General features: G+C 63.5%; 11 protein-coding genes. 7 read left to right on the top strand and 4 right to left on the bottom strand.

All coding sequences use genetic code 11. The features are described 5' to 3' along the window. Nucleotides 1-9 precede the first annotated feature (9 nt). The 5 genes from NKJ04_RS06750 to NKJ04_RS06730 all read left to right on the top strand — a co-directional run bounded on the left by NKJ04_RS06750 (nucleotide 10) and on the right by NKJ04_RS06730 (nucleotide 8,494). Nucleotides 10-285, top strand: a complete 276-nt coding sequence (locus tag NKJ04_RS06750) for a sarcosine oxidase subunit delta (RefSeq protein WP_128302428.1) — start codon at nucleotides 10-12, stop codon at nucleotides 283-285. After that, nucleotides 285-3,266, top strand: a complete 2,982-nt coding sequence (locus NKJ04_RS06745) for a sarcosine oxidase subunit alpha (protein WP_352674046.1) — start codon at nucleotides 285-287, stop codon at nucleotides 3,264-3,266. Before NKJ04_RS06750 ends, NKJ04_RS06745 begins: the two co-directional genes overlap by 1 nt. Then, nucleotides 3,259-3,888 (top strand): sarcosine oxidase subunit gamma, encoded by a 630-nt coding sequence (locus NKJ04_RS06740; RefSeq protein WP_023808744.1) that lies wholly within the window; start codon nucleotides 3,259-3,261, stop codon nucleotides 3,886-3,888. The genes NKJ04_RS06745 and NKJ04_RS06740 overlap by 8 nt, the downstream gene beginning before the upstream one ends. A 142-nt stretch (nucleotides 3,889-4,030) precedes the next feature. After that, nucleotides 4,031-6,400: a trimethylamine N-oxide demethylase gene (locus tag NKJ04_RS06735; protein ID WP_352674045.1), complete on the top strand. Its 2,370-nt coding sequence runs from the start codon at nucleotides 4,031-4,033 to the stop codon at nucleotides 6,398-6,400. Between the two features lie 384 nt (nucleotides 6,401-6,784). Then, complete coding sequence (locus NKJ04_RS06730) at nucleotides 6,785-8,494, top strand: trimethylamine N-oxide permease (RefSeq protein WP_023808746.1); 1,710 nt, start codon at nucleotides 6,785-6,787, stop codon at nucleotides 8,492-8,494. A 67-nt stretch (nucleotides 8,495-8,561) separates the two neighbouring features. On the opposite strand, the gene NKJ04_RS06725 is transcribed toward NKJ04_RS06730, so the two are convergent. From NKJ04_RS06725 to NKJ04_RS06710, 4 genes are all read right to left on the bottom strand, one after another. Next, on the bottom strand, nucleotides 8,562-11,708 hold the full coding sequence (locus NKJ04_RS06725; RefSeq protein WP_352674044.1) for an efflux RND transporter permease subunit: 3,147 nt from the start codon (nucleotides 11,706-11,708) through the stop codon (nucleotides 8,562-8,564). 199 nt (nucleotides 11,709-11,907) lie between these two features. After that, nucleotides 11,908-13,059 (bottom strand): efflux RND transporter periplasmic adaptor subunit, encoded by a 1,152-nt coding sequence (locus NKJ04_RS06720; RefSeq protein WP_023808748.1) that lies wholly within the window; start codon nucleotides 13,057-13,059, stop codon nucleotides 11,908-11,910. A 55-nt stretch (nucleotides 13,060-13,114) separates the two neighbouring features. After that, a complete protein-coding gene (locus NKJ04_RS06715; protein ID WP_023808749.1) occupies nucleotides 13,115-13,720 on the bottom strand; it encodes a TetR/AcrR family transcriptional regulator in 606 nt (201 codons plus the stop codon). 375 nt (nucleotides 13,721-14,095) lie between these two features. After that, complete coding sequence (locus tag NKJ04_RS06710) at nucleotides 14,096-15,748, bottom strand: acyl-CoA synthetase (RefSeq protein WP_352674043.1); 1,653 nt, start codon at nucleotides 15,746-15,748, stop codon at nucleotides 14,096-14,098. A gap of 191 nt (nucleotides 15,749-15,939) precedes the next feature. On the opposite strand from NKJ04_RS06710, the gene NKJ04_RS06705 reads away from it, so the two are divergent. Continuing rightward, the gene (locus tag NKJ04_RS06705; protein ID WP_352674042.1) at nucleotides 15,940-16,905 is read left to right on the top strand and encodes a sugar-binding transcriptional regulator; all 966 of its coding nucleotides are present in this window, start codon (nucleotides 15,940-15,942) and stop codon (nucleotides 16,903-16,905) included. Between the two features lie 90 nt (nucleotides 16,906-16,995). After that, on the top strand, nucleotides 16,996-19,050 hold the full coding sequence (locus NKJ04_RS06700) for a bifunctional aldolase/short-chain dehydrogenase (RefSeq protein WP_352674040.1): 2,055 nt from the start codon (nucleotides 16,996-16,998) through the stop codon (nucleotides 19,048-19,050). Nucleotides 19,051-19,136 lie beyond the last annotated feature (86 nt).

Below are 19,136 nucleotides of genomic sequence, written 5' to 3'. Positions count from 1 at the left end.
TAGAAGAGCATGCGCATTGTCTGTCCCTTCTGCGGCGAACGCGAACTCGGCGAGTTCACCTATCTCGGCGACGCCAAGCCTGTGCGGCCCGAAGCCGGCGCCTCGGAAGACGAGGTCTTCGACTATGTCTATCTGCGCGACAATGTCGCCGGACAGACCAGCGAACACTGGTACCATGGCGGCGGCTGCCGGGCCTGGCTGAAAGTCACCCGCAACTCGCTGACGCACGAGATTTCGTCGGTCGAACCGGCGGCGGGTGCCGGCGCCGCGAAAGTCGGTGCGTGATGGCCGGCGCGCAGACACACCGGCTCGGCAATCGCGGTCTCATCGACCGCTCGGCGCCGCTGAACTTCCGTTTCGACGGCAAGGCTTTCTCCGCCTTCCAGGGCGATACGCTCGCCTCGGCGCTGATCGCCAATGGCGTCAAGCTGGTCGGCCGCTCGTTCAAATACCATCGCCCGCGCGGCATTCTCACCGCCGGTTCGGAAGAACCCAACGCGCTGGTCGAGCTGCGCACCGGCGCACGGCGCGAGCCGAACACCAAGGCGACGACAGCCGAACTCTATGAAGGGCTGGAAGCCGCCAGCCAGAACCGCTGGCCATCGCTGCGCCACGATGTGATGTCGGTGAACCAGCTGTTCGCGCCGATCTTCGTTGCCGGCTTCTACTACAAGACCTTCATGTGGCCGGCGAAATTCTGGGAAGCGATCTACGAGCCGGCGATCCGTCGCGCCGCCGGCCTTGGCCGCGCCGCAGGCGTCGCCGATCCGGACCACTACGACAAGGCATGGGCGCATTGCGATGTGCTGATCGCCGGCTCCGGCCCGGCCGGTCTGGCCGCGGCATTGGCAGCCGGCCGCGCTGGTGCCCGCGTCATCCTGTGCGAAGAGGATTTTGTCCCCGGCGGCCGCCTGCTGTCGGATGGCGGCACGATCGATGGTGTGCCGGCAGCCGAATGGCTGTCGCGGACGCTGACTGAACTGGCTGATATGCCGGACGTCCGCATCATGACCCGCACGGCACTATTCGGCGTCTACGATGGCGGTACCTATGGCGCGATCGAGCGGGTCAACGACCACCTGCCCTCGCCGCCTCAGCATCAGGTGCGCCAGCGGCTGTGGCGGATCGTGGCCAAGCGTTGCGTTGTCGCGGCCGGCGCCATCGAACGGCCGATCGTGTTTGCCGGCAACGACACGCCCGGTGTGATGATGGCGTCCGCCATGCGCACCTATGTCGCGCGCTATGCGGCGACACCGGCCAAACGCATCGCGCTGTTCACCAACAATGAGGATGGCTGGCGCACGGTCGAGACTGCACTCGGTGCCGGCCTACAGATCGCGGCGGTCATCGATGCACGGTCCGAAGTGTCGCCGGCGCATCGTTCGCTGGCCTCCAAGGGCGGCTTCCCGGTGCTGCATGGTTCCGTCAGTGGCGTCGATGGCGGCAAGGATGGCGTCAGGAAAATCGCGGTGTCGCTCACCGGCGGCGCGCGCGCCGAGGTCGAAGCGGACGGGCTCGCCGTTTCCGGCGGCTGGAACCCGGCGGTCGGGCTGACCTCCTTCCATCGCGGTCGGCCAGCGTGGCGTGACGACATCTCCGCCTTCGTGCCCGACGGCGCGCCTCCCGGCATGGTCGCCGCCGGCGCCGCCAATGGCGATTTCGGCCTCGGCGCCTGCCTGAGCCAGGGATTTGCCGCCGGCGCGGCAGCGGCGCGTGACACGGGACATGGCGGCACAGTGGGTACCGCGCCTTCCGCCGACGACGAGGCATTCTCGCTGACGCCGCTCTGGCACGTCGCCGGCAAGGGCAAGGCTTTTGTCGATTACCAGCACGACGTCACCGCCTCTGACATCGAACTGGCGCAACGCGAAGGCTTTGAATCCGTCGAACACCTGAAGCGCTACACGACGCTCGGCATGGCCACCGACCAGGGCAAGACCTCGAATGTCGCCGGCCTTGCCATCATGGCCGCGGTCAGCGGCCGTTCGATCCCCGAGACCGGCACGACGATCTACCGGCCGCCTTACGTGCCGGTCGCCATCGGCGCCTTCGCCGGCCATCACCGCGACGAGACGTTCCATGCGACGCGGCTGACGCCGTCGCACCACTGGGCCGTGGAACAAGGTGCTGTCTTCGTCAACACCGGCCTGTGGAAACGCGCGCAATGGTACCCGCGCGCCGGCGAGAAGGACTGGCTGGAATCGGTGACCCGCGAGGTCAAGGCGGTGCGCGGTGGCGTCGGCTTCTGCGATGTCTCGACGCTCGGCAAGATCGACGTGCACGGCCCCGATGCCGGCGCCTTCCTGGATCGCGTCTACATCAACACCTTCTCCAGCCTCGCAGTTGGCAAGGCGCGCTATGGGCTGATGCTGCGCGAGGACGGCATCGTCTATGACGATGGCACGACATCGCGGCTGGCCGAGGACCATTATTTCCTGACCACCACCACGGCCAAGGCCGGGCTGGTGATGCAGCATCTCGAATTCTGCCGCCAGGTGCTGTTCCCGGAGCTCGACGTGCAGCTCACTTCCGTCTCCGACCAGTGGGCGCAATTCTCGATCGCCGGGCCGAAGACACGCGACCTGCTGAGGGAAATCGTCGATCCGACCGAGGACCTTTCCAACGAAGGCTTTCCATTCATGGGCGCGCGCGAAGTAGCACTTCGCGGGGGCCTGAGGGCAAGGCTGTTCCGCATCTCGTTCTCAGGCGAGATGGCTTTCGAGATTTCGGTGCCGGCGCGCTTTGGCGATGCCATGGCGCGCAATTTGATGCTGGCCGGAGCGCCATTCGGCGTGACGCCTTACGGCACCGAGGCGCTCGGTGTCATGCGCGTTGAAAAGGGTCACGTCGCCGGACCGGAACTGAGCGGCACGACGACAGCCGCCGATCTTGGCCTCGGCAAAATGATGTCGACCAAGAAGGATTTCATCGGCCGCGTGATGGCCGGACGCGAGGCACTGATCGCCCCGGATCGCCAGGTCGTGGTCGGCATCAAGCCGACCGACAAGGGCCGCCGCTTGCGCTCTGGCGCGCACATCATCCCGAAGGGTCAGACGCCCGGCCCCGGCAACGACCAGGGCTATGTCACCTCGGTCTGCTTCTCGCCGACGTTGGATCAGTGGATCGGGCTCGCGCTTGTCGAACGCGGCCGCGAGCGCATCGGCGAGATCGTCCACGCGCATGATCCATTGCGCGGCGAAGACTACGATGTCGAACTCTGCAATCCCGTCTTCTACGATCCGGATGGAGGGCGTCAGCGTGGTTGATTTTTCCTGGACTCCCCGCAGTCCGCTTGAAAAAGCGCTTGTCACCGGTGCGCATGGTGCACGCGGTATCGAGGCTGGCGTCTCGCTGACCGAGGTTCGCAATTTTGATCCGATCCAGGTGATGGCGCGGCGCGGCAAAGGAGCCGAACTGGCAAAGGCGACTAGGACCCGCTTCGGCATCGCGGCACCGGATGCGCCGAAGGCGGTACAAACTCCGGATGCCACGCTGATCTGGTCGGGGCCGGATCAGTTCTTGATCCTGTCGAAAAGTGGCAAGCACACGATGTGGACGCTGGCGCCGGCATTCACCGGTCCCGCTTCGCTATCGGACCAGTCGCATGCACGCGCGTTGATCAGCGTTTCCGGAATCCAGGCGCGCGCCATGCTCGCCAAGCTGTCGTCGATCGACCTGCATGCCGCCTCGTTTCCGATTGGTGCCGCTGCTGCGACGTCGATGGACCACACCAGCGTCACGCTCTGGCGCGGGAATGATCGGCCGGATGGCCTGGCGGTGTTCAACCTCCTGGTGTTCGCGACCTTTGCCGAAAGCCTTTGGCATACGATGCTCGACTCGGCTGCGGAGTACGGCGTTACGGTCAGCCATTCCGAGGATTTCGAATAGCGTTTGCGCGCGCCCCACCTTCTCCCTTGGGGGAGAAGGGAAGAAGTGCGCTTCGCCTTGCCAAACGCACGCGCACTGCTATTCTTACCGCTAAAATAATTTCACACACAGGCAAACTTGTTTCTCGAACCGCAAGGCTGAAATGAGCCAGTCGCCCTACCCCGCAATTGCTGCCGGACCGCCCCGGCCAAGCCTCATCCTGAGGCCCGGCCAGATCGCGCTGCCGCCGGGCATGGAGCGTTATACGATCCAGGGCAATGGCGCGGTGCTGATCGACATCGAGGCCGGCGACACGGTCACCGTGCGCAATGTCGAAGGCGGCCAGGCCTGTGAGTTGCTGGCCTGGGACAGGACCGGCGCGACCGATTCCGGCATTTTTGGTGAAACATCGAACAGCAATGCCGCCGGCATCAAGGCACTGCTCATGGAGGGTGACGACAGTCTCGCCTCGCTGCGGGGCGGGCTCGCGCGCCGGCAGGTGCAGCTTGACCATGCCAAGGCGGTGCGGGTGTTCGGCGCCACTACGCCTGCCGGTACAGAACAAACATTCACGGTCACGCGTGACGGCTCAATGCTGATTGCGGCCCCCGGCGGGCCGATGCTGGTCGACGGTCACGACACGGCGACGCCGCTGACCGCCATCGTTCGCCGCGCCACGATCCGCCCGGCGGCGAAATCGCAGTTGGCGGACCCGCTGGCCGACCCGGTGCTCGATTTGCGTGTCCATTCGGCGACGGCGGAGGCCTATTTCGTCAAGGCCGGTGACTATCTGCAGATCATCGATGTCGACGGCCGCCAGTGCACCGACTTCCAGTGCTTTTCGACGCGCAAGCTGGACAGGGGACTGGATCATCCGCTCGACGTGACGACAACGCGCACGCTGATGGGTGCGAGCTACCCGATGCCCGGCCTGCATTCCAAATACTATGACCAGGACATGGAGCCGCTGGTCGAGGTGGTGCAGGACACATGCGGTCGGCACGACGCCTTCGCGCTCGCCTGCGCCGCCAAATATTACGACGACATCGGCTATCCCGGCCACACCAACTGCTCTGAGAACTTTAATCGCGCGTTGTTGGACAAAGGCGTCACGCCCCGCGCCGGCTGGATGGCGATCAACTTCTTCTTCAACACCGCGATCGACGCGCATGGCGTCATGGTGTCCGACGAGCCGTGGTCGCGGGCGGGCGACTACGTGCTGCTGCGGGCGCTCACCGACATCGTCTGCGTTTCCTCCGCCTGCCCCGACGACACGACGCCGGCCAATGGCTGGAACCCGACCGACATCCATGTGCGGACCTATTCCGGCCAGCACAAATTCTCGCGAGCGATCGCCAGACGCATGACGCCCGATTCGGAACCGAAAATGACCCGCGAGACAGCTTTTCATTCGAGCTTTGCCAAGCACACCCGCAACTTTCAGGAGTACAGGGGCTATTGGCTCGCCAATTCCTTCGCCAAGGACGGACCGATCGCCGAATACTGGGCCTGCCGGCAGGACGCGGTGATCATGGACCTGTCGCCGCTGCGCAAGTTCGAGGTCACCGGCCCGGATTCCGAGGCGCTGCTGCAATACACGCTGACCCGCGACGTCAAGAAGCTTGGCGTCGGCCAGGTGGTCTACTCGGCCATGTGCTACGAGCATGGCGGCATGGTCGACGACGGCACCCTGCTGCGGCTCGGCAAGGACAATTTCCGCTGGGTCGGCGGCGACGATCTGTCCGGCGAATGGCTGCGCGAGACGGCGACGAAACTCGGCCTCAACGTGCTGGTGCGCTCCTCCACCGACCAGATGCACAATGTCGCCGTGCAGGGTCCGAAGAGCCGCGAGATCCTGCGAGAAGTGATCTGGACTTCGCCATTGCAGCCGTCGATCAACGAGCTCGAATGGTTCCGCTTCGCCGTCGCCCGCATTGGTGGCGGCAACGGGATTCCGGTCGTGGTCTCGCGCACCGGCTATACCGGCGAGCTCGGCTACGAGATCTGGTGCCATCCGCGCGACGCCGAAAAAGTGTTCGACGCCATCTGGGAAGCCGGCCAGCCGCATGGACTGAAGCCGATGGGGCTGCAGGCGCTGGACATGGTGCGCATCGAGGCCGGGCTGATCTTCGCCGGCTACGAATTCTCCGACCAGACCGACCCGTTCGAGGCCGGCATCGGCTTCACCGTGCCGCTGAAGAGCAAGACCGACGATTTCATCGGCCGCGAAGCGCTGATCCGCCGCAAGGAGCACCCGCAGACGAAGCTGGTCGGCCTCGACATCGAGGCCAATGTCGACGTCGGCCATGGCGATTGCGTGCATGTCGGCCGCGCCCAGATCGGCGTGGTCACGTCGGGCATGCGTTCTCCGATGCTGAACAAGACCATCGCGCTGGCCAGGCTCGACGTCACCCATTCAGCTGTCGGTACCGAGGTCGAGATCGGCAAGCTCGACGGCCATGCCAAGCGGCTGCCGGCGCGCGTCGTCGCCTTCGCCCACTACGATCCGCAAAAGACCAAACCACGCTCCTGACGGCCTTCCAAGACGGTGAGGCCGTGCTGGCAGTCGGTGATAGGAATTTTTTCTTGACCCGCTGAGGGCAGCTATGCTACATATTCGTCCATGGTGCTGATTTGCGCCGCGACCCGCCTCCGGCGGGTTTTTCGTTTCCAGACCCCTGGTCCTTTTCCGAACAATCCTGCCCGCCAGTGTGAAGTTGACATGTTTCGCAAGCGTGATGTGCACGGCGCGACAATTCGCTTGACGTGAAAGCGCGCCGGATCAATCTTCACTGTTAAGAAAAAAATACGACTGAGTGGAAACACCGGCAGTCGATCAATGCATGCGTCGATGGTGAAGCCTCGCTAAGCCGCGGCGGTCACGAACGGGGAACATCAAAATGGGGAACAAAGACATATGAGCACGATAGTGACTGTCCTGGAGCCGCTTGCCGAAGGCAAGTTGCACCGAAATATCGACTGGCGCGGCGCCTTCTGGGTGGCGAGCGGTGTGCCTGCCCTCGTCCTGTTCTCGATCGGCGGCATTGCCGGCACGACCGGCACGCTGGCCTTCGCGATCTGGATCTTCTCCATGATCATGGGCTTCCTGCAATCCTTCACCTATGCCGAAATCGCCGGCCTGTTTCCGAACAAGTCGGGCGGCGCGTCGATCTACGGCGCCACCGCATGGCTGCGCTATTCCAAGTTCATCGCGCCGCTGTCGGTGTGGTGCAACTGGTTCGCCTGGTCGCCGGTGCTATCGCTCGGCTGCTCGATCGCCGCCGCCTATATCCTCAACGCGTTGGCGCCGGTGCCGCTGTTCACCGATGCCTCGCCCGAAGTCGTCGCCTATATCGCCGCGCATGCCGGGACGAGTGCCGCCGACGCCATCACGGCGGTGACCGCCGCGGCAACGCCGGTGATCCGCAACTGGACGCTCTACAGCCACACGCTGGGGCCGGTCTCGTTCACCCTCAACGCGACCTTCTTCATCGGTGCGGTGCTGATGCTGATCATCTTCGCCATCCAGCATCGCGGCATCCTCGGCACTGCCAACGTGCAGAAATATATCGGCCTGCTGGTCATCATCCCGATGCTGATCGTCGGCGTGGTGCCGATCGTCACCGGCCAGATCAACTGGGCGAATTTTTCGCCGCTGGTGCCGCTGGCGGCCGCCTATGCGCCCGAACCCGGCGCCTGGAACATTGCCGGCTGGACGCTGGTGCTTGGCGGCATGTTCATCGCCGCCTGGTCGACCTACGGTTTCGAGACCGCCGTCTGCTACACCTCGGAGTTCAAGAACCCGGGCACCGACACGTTCAAGGCGATCTTCTATTCCGGCCTTTTGTGCATGCTGCTGTTCATCCTGGTGCCGTTCACCTTCCAGGGCGTGCTTGGCCTCAACGGCATGCTGGCGACACCGATCGTCGACGGCTCCGGTGTCGCCGACGCGCTGGCCGGCATGGTCGGCGGCGGCGCACTGATCCACAGCCTCTTGGTGATGCTGATGATCCTGGCTCTGGTTCTGTGCATCATGACCGCCATGGCCGGCTCTTCGCGCACGCTCTACCAGGGCTCGGTCGATGGCTGGCTGCCGCGCTATCTCAGCCACGTCAACGAACATGGCGCGCCGACGCGGGCAATGTGGACCGATCTCGTCTTCAACCTGATCGTGCTGGCCATCGCCTCTGCCGACGCGACGAGCTTCTTCTTCATCCTCGCCGTGTCGAACTGCGGCTATATCATCTTCAACTTCCTCAACCTCAACGCCGGCTGGATCCACCGCATCGACAACGGCCATATCGCCCGGCCTTGGAAGGCGCCGAGCTGGTTGCTCGGCGTCGGCGCGATCTTCGCCTATGTCAACATGATCTTCATGGGCGCGGGCGCCAAGGTGTGGAACCCGATGGCGCTGTGGGCCGGCCTGATCACGGCGGCCCTGATCATCCCGGTGTTCTGCTTCCGCCACTATATCCAGGACAAGGGCAAATTCCCCGACCATATGCTGGCCGATCTCGGCATGACGGGGGCCGACCTCTCGGTCAAAAAGGCGGGCATACTGCCCTATCTGACCCTGGTCGCCGGCGTGGTGGTGATGCTGCTCGCCAACTGGTTCTTCGTCATCTGATCTCGTAAAAGTGAAAAGGATCGGGCGCGCGTAGGCGCGCCCCATAAATTTCGACTGCGTGATCGATCTATTCGGCGGCCAGCGCCAGTTGCGGCTTTTCGGCTTCCTGACTCAGTTCCAGATCGTCCGTCCGTCCCTCCGCGCCGCGCTTCTTCGGCTCCCGGCCGAAGAACAGGGCGTAACCGGCCGGCAGGACCAGGATGGTCAGCACCGTGGCAACCAGGATGCCGCCCATCATGGCGTAGGCGAGCGGACCCCAGAAGACGCCGCGCGAGATCGGGATCAGCGCCAGCACCGCCGTCAGCGCCGTCAGCGTGATCGGCCGGAAACGGCGAACGGCCGAACCGATGATCGCCTCGTAGCGGTCCATGCCCGCGGCGATGTCCTGGTCGATCTGGTCGACCAGGATGATCGAGTTGCGCATAATGATGCCGAGCAGCGCGATGACGCCGAGAATGGCGACGAAGCCGAACGGCGCGCCGCTGATCAAGAGTGCCGCGGCAGCACCGATAATGCCAAGCGGACCGGTCGCCAGCACCAGCATCGCCTTGCCGAAGTTCTGCAGCTGGATCATCAAAAGCACGACGATGACGGCCAGCATGATCGGCGCCTTGGCGGCGATCGAAGCTTGGCTTTCCGCCGAATCCTCCGCACCGCCCTGGATCTCGACCTTGTAGCCGGGCGCCAATCCGTCACGCAGGCCCTGCATATCCTTGTACAGTTTGGTGACGACGTCATTGGACTGCACGCCGTCGGGCAGCGTTGCCCGCACACTGATGGTCGGCAGACGGTCGCGGCGCCACTCGATGCCTTGCTCCAGCACCGGCACCACCTTGGCAACCTGCGACAGCGGCACGAAGCCACCGAAGTCGGTCGGGATATAGACCGAGTCGACCGAGGACAGCAGGCTGCGGCTGGCATCCGGCTCGCGGGCGACGATGGACACCGTCTCCTCGCCGTCGCGGAAGTCGTCGAGCGGCGCGCCGGACATCGCCGCCTGCAGCATCTGGCGGATGCGCTGCGAGGTGACGCCGAGTGCGCGGGCACGATCCTGGTCGATGACCAGCTTCATCGCCGGAACCGGCTCCAGCCAGTCATCATGCACGGCGCCAAGCAGCGGATCCTCGCGGAACTTCGCCTTCACCTGGTCGGCGATGCGGCGCACCTCCTGGCGATCCGGCCCCATGACGCGCATCTGCACCGGCCAGCCGGTCGGCGGGCCGAGGAACAGACGATCGACTTTGGCACGGATGGATGGGAAGTCTTGCGCCAGGACGGTGCGCAACTTGACGATCAGCCGTTCGCGGGCCGGTTCGTCATTAGCCATGACGAGCAGCTGGGCGAAGTTGGGGTTGCTCAGCTGCTGGTCGAGCGGCAGGAAGAAGCGCGGCGCGCCTTCGCCGATATAGGTGGCGATGAAACGCTTGTCCTTGTCGTCCATCATCTTGGTTTCGAGCGCCTTGGCCTGCGCCTCGACTTCCTTGATGCTGGTGCCTTCCGGCAGCCAAAGGTCGACAAGGATTTCCGGCCGCGACGATTGCGGGAAGAAGTTCTGCGGAATGAACTGGAAAGCCCACAGGCTGGTGCCGAAGGTGACCAGCGTCATCACCAGGACGATGATGCGATGGCGCACGGCCCAGCCGACGGTAGCACGAAGCCGGCGGTAGAAACGTGTGTCGAAGACATCGTGATGGCTGCCGGCATGCTTGCGCTGCTTGAGGATCATGTTGCCGAGCCATGGCGTGAAATAGACCGCGACGAACCAGGAGACGATCAGCGCGATGCCGACGACATAGAACAGGGTGCGGACATATTCGCCGGCGGTCGAGGCCGCGAAGCCGACCGGAATGAAGCCGGCCGTGGTGATCAGCGTGCCGGTCAGCATCGGGAAGGCGGTCGAGGCATAGGCGAAGCTCGCCGCCTCGACCTTGACCATCCCCTCCTCCAGTTTGCGCTCCATCATCTCGACGACGATCATCGCGTCGTCGACCAGAAGACCGAGCGCGATGATCAGCGCGCCGAGCGAGATGCGCTGCAGGTCGATGCCGAGTTCGTACATGATGGCGAAGGTCGCAGCCAGCACCAGCGGGATGGCGATGGCGATGACCAGGCCGGAACGCCAGCCTATCGACAGGAACGAGACGACGAGCACGATCAGCAGCGCTTCGCCAAGCGCATGCATGAACTCGGCCACCGCATCGGTGACGACGCCGGGCTGGTCGGAGATCTGGTCGACCGCAACGCCGTAGGGCAGCGCCTCTTCGAAGCGCTTGTAGGTGGCCTCGACATCCTTGCCGACGTCGGTAACCTTGAAGCCCTTGGCCATGACGACGCCCAACTGCACGCTGTCGTGACCGTTGAAGCGGTATTTGCGCTGGAACGGATCTTCCAGCCCCGAGGTCACCGTGGCGATGTCGCCCAGCCTTGTGACCTGTCCGCCGGCGCGCAGGCGCAGGTTCCGGATATCCTCGACCTTGCCGACATCGCCCTCGACGGAGATGCGTACCGAGTTGGTGCCGGTATCGACGGAGCCGGCCGGGTCGACATTGTTCTGTCCCTTGATCGCATTCTGCAGATCGGTCAGCGTCAGGCCGCGTTCGGCCAGGGCCTTGGACGAGACGTCGATATAGAGCTTTTCCGGCTGGTCGCCGATGATGACGGCCTTCTCGACGCCGGGCGTCGTCAAAAGCATGTCACGCGCCTGGATGGCGAACTTCTTCAGCTCGGGATAGCTGAAGCCATCGCCGCTGATCGAATGCAGCGTGATGAAGGTGTCGCCGAACTCGTCGTTGAAATAGGGGCCGAGCAGACCTTGCGGCAAGTCACCGGCAATGTCACCGACCTTCTTGCGCACCTGGTAGAAAGCGTCCGTCACCTCGGCGGTGTTGGTGTCGCCCTTGATCTGCACAGTGATGATGGCGCTGCCGGCGCGGGTGAAGGAGCGCACGAAATCGAGATGCGGCGTTTCCTGCAGCTTGCGTTCGATCTTGTTGACGACCTGGTCTTCCATCTCCTTGATCGAGGAGCCCGGCCAGATCGCCTGGACGACCATGATCCGGAAGGTGAAATCGGGATCTTCCTTCTGGCCCATACGCATCAGGCCGAGCGCGCCGGAAATGATGATCAGGCCGAACAGGAACCGCGCAACGGCGGGATGGCCGATTGCCCAGCGCGACAGGTTGAAGGGCCGCTTCTCTTCCGTGGAATTGGTCATCGACGCTGGTCCATCTATCTAGCGCAACAAAATCGAGGGTTCGTAGTGGCTTCCGGGCGGCAAGGCTCTCCGAGAGGAGAAACGCTCATCGCGGTGGGACGCGAAATCGATGTGGGGGTTACATCAATCGAGCGTCTCGGTCGGGCGCCTGCCGCCCGGAAACCAGCGACTGCGGGAACGCGCAGCCGGTTGTCTGTCGTCAGCGCACCTGCTTGGCGTCGCCGTCTGCCGCGGATGCCGATTGCAGCGCCGTCTCACCGGCGAGCTTCACCTTCAGGTTTTCGGTCATGAATTGCGTGCCGGCGGCGACCACGACATCACCGGGGTTCAAACCCTCTGCGACACGCACCCCATCGGCGGCGAATTCGGCGACCTTGATCGGACGGGCATGAACGGTGTCGGCGCCACGATTGACGGTCCAGACGATCGATTGCGTGCCTTGCTCGGCCAGTGCGCTCAGCGGGATCGAGACCAGCTGCCGCTCATTGGCCGCCGAGGCTTCGATGCTGGCGGTCATGCCGAGCAGCACACGCGGATCGTTGGGCAGGCTGACGCGGACGGCAAAGGTGCGTGACTGCGGATCGGCGCTGCCGGCGACTTCGCGGACCTTGCCATCGAGCGCCAGCGCATCGTCGGACCAGAAGCCCGCCTTGACGGCCTTGCCCGGCTTGAATTCGGCGATTTCCATTTCGGGAACGGCGATCAGCACTTCCTTTTCGCCGTCGACAGCGACAGTAACAACCGGCGTGCCGGAACCGACCACCTGGCCGACGTCGGCGCTGACCGTGGTGACGATGCCATCCCTGTCGGCCTTGAGATCGGTATAACCGACCTGGTTCTTCGCCTGAGCAAGTGTCGAAAGGGCGGAATCACGCGTGGCGACCGCTTGGTCATAGGTCAAGGTCGCCTGTTCGAGTTGTGATTTCGGGGCAAAATTCTTGGCAAAAAGCTGCTCGGCACGCTTGCGGGCAAGCTCCACGGTCTCGACCTGCCGCTCGGCGGCATCGAGCGCTGCCTGCGCGCTCTTGACCGAGAGGTCGTAGTCAATGGGATCGATGCGGGCGAGCACATCGCCCGAGGCCACATGCTGGCCGATATCGACGAGGCGCTCGGTGATCTTGCCATTGACGCGGAACGCCAGAGCGCTCTCGGTGCGGGCCCGCACCGACCCGGAATAGGAGAGCATGCGGGTGTCATGCACCTTCGCGATCTCGACAACCTTGACCGGACGGATGATATCCTTGACTTCGGCTTTTTCCTGGCTGCAGCCGGCAAGCCCGAGAGTGGCGGTGACAAGCAGCACCGGGCCCACAGCCGGCAGCCTGCTGATGATTGAACTGAACGAAGACACGCGCGTACTCCCGAAATGGAGATGAATCGTTGAACCGGCGCCCGGCGGGCGGCAGCTACTTCAAAGCCTTGATTGCATAATCGATGAGGTCGTCAGGCATTGCCCGGTTGGTCTTGGCAAGGCATTGCGCCACCATCTGCGGATGACACAGGATGACGGTCGCGGCGCCGAAACAGCGAGACGCGATCACCGGATCCTGTTTTCTGAACTCACCGGCCTCGATGCCGTCACGAATGATTTCCGCAAACAGGTCGTGAATGCTGTCGACATGCTTGTCGATCACACCCCAATCCCGTTCGAGGGCGACGATGACCATCTCGTGGACCTTTTGGTCGTCGAGCATGACCTCCATCGTCATCTTGTATTGCGCATGCACGTAACGCCGGAGCCGCTCCTCGGCGCTGATCGGCAGGCGCGAAATCTCGTAGGCCATCTTGTAGCTGGCACCGAGCATCCGGCCGCAGACGGCCTGGTGGATTTCGACCTTGGAGGCGAAGAAACGATAGATGTTGGCCGGCGACATGCCGAGCTCACGCGCGATGTCGGCGACATTGGTCTTGCCGTAGCCATAGTGCCGGAACAAGCGCTCGGCGCAATCGAGAATGCGCGTTACATTTTCCTGTCGGGCGGCTTCGGCGACTATGGTGGCGGCTTCGGACATGATCCTCTGTCAATTTACGAGTGACGAATTTCGATTTTCGTCACTCGTAAATTGAAAAGAGCGGCCTGTCAACGCGGATTCGATGTACGCGTACGAATGGTGACAGATGGTGACAGATGGTGACAGTGAGAAGGTGGAATCGACGATCGCTATTAGCGGCTGGCCCTGATGAATTCGTCATCCTAGGGCGAAGCAAGGAGCGAAGCGACGCGGCGCAGACCCTAGGATCCATGCCGCGACGTCTGCTGAAGAGTGTGGCGGATCAAGAAGTTACGCTGGTAAGCGCGCCCTGTCATCCTCGACGTTGGAGCATGGCTGAGAGGTCACGGCATGGATCCTAGGGTTTCCGCGACGTCGCTTCGCGACTGCTCCACCCTAGGATGACGAAGTCAGGTCCTTTGCCATCTCGCGCAACCGGAATTTCTGGATCTTGCCGGTCGAGGTCTTCGGGATTTCGGCGAAGATGACCGCCTTCGGCACCTTGAACCGGGCAAGCAGCGCGCGGCAGTGATCGATGATCTCGGCTTCGGTCGCGATCTTGCCGGGCTTCAGCTCGACATAGGCGACAGGCACCTCGCCCCATTTGTCGTCGGGCCTGGCGACGACGCCGCAAGAGGCAACCGACGGGTGCTTGTAGAGCGCGTCCTCGACCTCGATAGAGGAAATGTTCTCGCCACCGGAGATGATGACGTCCTTGGAGCGGTCCTTGAGCTGGATGTAGCCGTCGGGGTGCATGACGCCGAGATCGCCGGAATGGAACCAGCCGCCAGCGAAGGCTTCGTCGCTCGCCTTGCGGTTTTTCAGGTAGCCCTTCATGACGATGTTGCCGCGGAACATGACCTCGCCGATGGTCTCGCCATCGGCCGGTGTCGTCCGCATCGTCTCGGGGTCCATGACTGTCAGGCCTTCGAGCGCTGCATAGCGCACGCCCTGCCGCGCCTTCCTGGCGCTGCGCTCGCCCTTTTCGAGATCATCCCAGGCGCCGTGCCATTCGTTGACCACTGCCGGGCCATAGGTCTCGGTCAGGCCGTAGAGATGGGTGACGGCAAATCCGGCATCCGCCATCCCGGATAGCACCGCTTCCGGCGGGGGTGCTGCGGCCGTGTTGAAAGTGACCATCTGCGGAAATGCGCGCTTGTCCTCGTCCCTGGCATTGATCAGCACCGACATGACGACCGGCGCGCCGCACAGATGGGTGACGCCCTGATCGGCGATCGCATCGTAGACCGGCTTCGGCCGCACCCAGCGCAGGCAGACATGGGTGCCGGCCTGGACTGCGAGCGTCCACGGAAAGCACCAGCCATTGCAGTGGAACATCGGCAGCGTCCAGAGATAGACGGCGTGCTTGGCCATGCCGGCATGAATGGTGTTGGTGTAGGCCATCAGGGCAGCACCGCGATGGTGGTAGACGACGCCCTTCGGATTGCCTGTAGTGCCGGAGGTATAGTTCAGCGAGATCGCGTCCCACTCATCGTCGGGCATCGACCAGGCGAAGTCCGCGTCGCCCCCGGCGATGAAGTCCTCATAGTCGAGCGAACCGATGCGCTCACCCTTCGGATACGGCGCGTCGGCGGCGTATTCGGGATCGTCATAGTCGATGACCAGCGGCTTGACCTTGGCCAGTTCCAGGGCCTGTCTGACGACGCCGGAGAATTCGCGGTCGACGATCAGCACCTTGGTCTCGGCATGATCGAGCTGGAAGGCGACGACCGCGGCATCGAGGCGGGTGTTGAGCGAATGCAGCACCGCCTTGGTCATCGGCACACCGAAATGCGCCTCCAGCATCGGCGGCGTGTTTGACAGCATGACGGTGACGGTGTCGCCCTTGCCGATGCCGCGCCTGTCGAGCGCCGAGGCAAGCTTCAGCGACCGCTGCCAGAAGGTGCGATAGTCGATGCGCTGGCGGCCATGGATGATGGCGATATTGTCGGGATAGGTCTTGGCCGCGCGCTCCAGATAGGTGAGCGGCGTCAACGGCTGATGGTTGGCCGCGTTCTTGTCGAGATCCTGTTCGTAAGGACTGCCCATTCCATGCTCCCCCGCGGTTTTCTTTCAGACGTTCTAATCACAGGCTCGGGCCGCGTCACCACAAACGATGCCACGACAGAGCGCATTCGGCGCAATGATGAACCAGATTCGGCGTAAGCGGGAGCATCGCATACCTCTGCCCAGTTTGACTTTTGTCGAGAGCCGTGAATAATGTCAGCCGAGGAGACGGCATGGCGATCCGACCGGCAGAACAACTCATCCACAAGGCCGCCTGGCTCTACTATGCCCATGGCCTGCGGCAGGACCAGGTGGCGAGCCAGCTTAACATTTCCCGTGCCTCAGTCGCCATGTACCTGCGCAAGGCACGCGAGACCGGCATCGTCAACATCTCGACTTCGACCCAGCTTTTCACCGACGACGTGCTGGCGCGCAAGCTCGAGGATGTGTGGAGCCTCGACGCCGTCTGGATCGCACCGGAGAATGATCATATTGCCGACCCGTCGACGGAAATCGCCGTGCTGGCGGCGAGCGTCTTCCTCGAACTGGTCAAGAAGGGCGACCGCATCGGCGTAGCCTGGGGCCGCACCGTCTATATGATCGCCGACGTCATGTCCTATGCCGATCTGCAGGATGTCACGGTGGTGCAGCTCTGCGGCAATCTCGGCGCGCCCTATTCCTATCGGCCCGACCAATGCACCATGGAAATCGCGCGGCGGCTCAACGCCAAGGGGCTCAATTTCTACGCGCCGCTGGTGCTGTCGACGGAAGAGCTGGCGCGCGCGCTGCGTGCCGAGCCGGTGATCCGCGAACAGCTCTCAGGTGTGAGTGAATGCGATCTGGCGCTGTACTCGGTCGGCGCGGTCGACGCCGAGAGCCATCTGGTCAAATGCGGCGCGCTAACGCCAAGTGAAATGGCGGATCTGCGCAGCCAAGGCGCTGCAGGCGTGATTGCCGGGCAGATCATAGACGCCGAGGGCAAGGTGCTCGACTGCAGTTATAATAGGCGGGTGATCTCCGCCGAGCTTGCCTCGCTGCGCGCCATCGCCAGGCGGTTGGTGGTGGTGCAGGAGGACAGCAAGTTCGAACCGCTGCTCGCGGCGATCGCCGGCGGCCTTTGCACGCATCTGGTGGTCGGCGCGCACATGGCGCAGCGGCTCCTGGACCATGCGGCCGCCACAATAGAAAAGGCCTCCTAGGAAATCCCCTCTCTGTCGCCGGCGCATTGTCATCAAAGCGTCGCGGCAATCCTGTTTCACCAACAAAGACAGCAACCGGACGAAGCGAACATGAAGAATTTGTGGAATGACGAAGCAGCCGAAAAACTCGTCGCCGACTACGCGAAAAAGGGTGTCGGCCGCGACCTGGCGCTGCGCGTCTACACGACCCGGCTGCTCGGCGGCGAACCACGGCTGGTCCTGCATGGCGGCGGCAACACCTCGTGCAAGACGACGGCAACCGACCTCGTCGGCGACCAGTGGGACGTGCTGTGCGTCAAGGGCAGCGGCTGGGACATGGGCGTCATCGAGCCGCAGGGCCTGCCGGCGGTCAAGCTCAAGCCGCTGCTCAAGGCGCGCGCGCTGAACAGGCTGGCCGACGAGGACATGGTTGCCCTGCAACGCGTCAACCTCATCGATCCGTCCTCGCCCAACCCGTCGGTCGAGACGCTGCTGCATGCCTTCCTGCCGCACAAATTCGTCGACCACACGCACTCGACCGCCATCCTCGCCATCGTCGACCAGGAGGACTCCAAGCCGCTGGTGAAGACGGTTTTCGGCAGCAAGATGGGTTACGTGCCTTATATCATGCCCGGCTTCGACCTCGCCAAGGCGGCGGCCGACATCTTCGATGCCGACCCTGATGTCGAAGGGTTGATCCTCGACAAGCACGGCATCTTCACCTTCGGCGACGACGCCAAACAGGCCTACGACCGGATGATCCACTATGTGAATGTCGCCGAGGACTTCATTGCCGCAAGCGGCAAGCCGAAGGCGGCAAAGGCAGTCTTGCCGGCAAAGCTCGCGACACCGGCGTCCATTGCGCCGATGCTGCGCGGAGCGGTGGCGGTAGCGCGCGGCGAAGGCCGCTTCGACCGCATGATCTCTGACTTCCGCACTTCGCCGGCAATCGTCGATTTCATCAATTCATCCGAGATTGCCGATTATGCCGGACGCGGCGTGTCGACACCCGATCTGTCGATCCGCATCAAGACCGGGCCGATGGCGCTGCCGGCGCCCGATGCGGACAAGGCCGGCGACTACAAGGCGGTGATCAAGAGCCATGTCGACGCGTTCGCCAACGATTATCGCGCCTATTTCGAAACCAATGATGCGCTCGACGACGTCAAGCGCACCATGCTCGACCAGATGCCGCGGCTGACGCTGGTGCCCGGCCTCGGCATGTTCGGCCACGGCCGCACGCTGAAGGACGCGAAGATCGCCTCGGATGTCGGCGAGATGTGGATCGAGGCGGTGCGCGGCGCCGAGGCGGTCGGCCGTTTCCACCCGCTCTCCAAGGCCGATCTGTTCCCGCTGGAATACTGGTCGCTGGAACAGGCCAAGCTCGCCTCCAACAAGCCGAAGCCACTGACTGGCCAGGTGGTGCTGATCACCGGCGGCGCCGGCGCGATCGGCGCAGCGACAGCCAAATTGTTCGCCGACAATGGCGCCCATGCCGTCGTCGTCGATCTCGACGCCGAAAAGGCTGCCGACGCGGCGAAGAAGGCCGGCAACAACTCGATCGGCGTCGCAGCCGACATCACCGACCCGGCGCAGGTGCGTGCCGCCTTCGACAGAGCCGTCGCCGTGTTCGGCGGTGTCGACATCATGGTTTCCAATGCCGGCGCGGCCTGGGAAGGCCGCATCGGTGAGCTCGATGACGCACTCCTGCGCAAGAGTTTCGAACTCAATTTCTTCGCCCATCAGTCGGTGGCGCAGAATGCCGTGCGCATCATGCTCGAGCAGGGCACAGGCGGCGTGCTTTTGTTCAACACCTCCAAGCAGGCGGTCAATCCAGGTCCGAAGTTCGGCGCCTATGGCGTGCCGAAAGCAGCGACGCTGTTCCTGTCCCGGCAATACGCGCTCGACTATGGCGCGCATGGCATCCGCTCCAACGCCGTCAACGCCGACCGCATCCGCTCAGGGCTTCTGACCGACGCCATGATTACCAGCCGCTCAGGCGCGCGCGGCGTGTCGGAGAAGGACTACATGTCCGGCAATCTGCTCGGCCAGGAAGTAACGGCGCAGGACGTGGCGCAGGCCTTCCTGCATCACGCGCTGGCCGACCGCACCACCGCCGATGTGACGACGGTCGATGGCGGCAATATCGCGGCAGCGCTGCGCTGATGTAGAGATCCGTTAGACGAAAAGGTGCGGTGCAACTCCGAAACTTGAGCTTATTGCCCGGAAACGCGCTGGAGAAAGGGCGGTTG

It is taken from the genome of Mesorhizobium sp. M0618, assembly GCF_040320765.1.
GTDB lineage: Bacteria > Pseudomonadota > Alphaproteobacteria > Rhizobiales > Rhizobiaceae > Mesorhizobium.
This window is presented reverse-complemented; position numbering and strand designations above follow the sequence as displayed.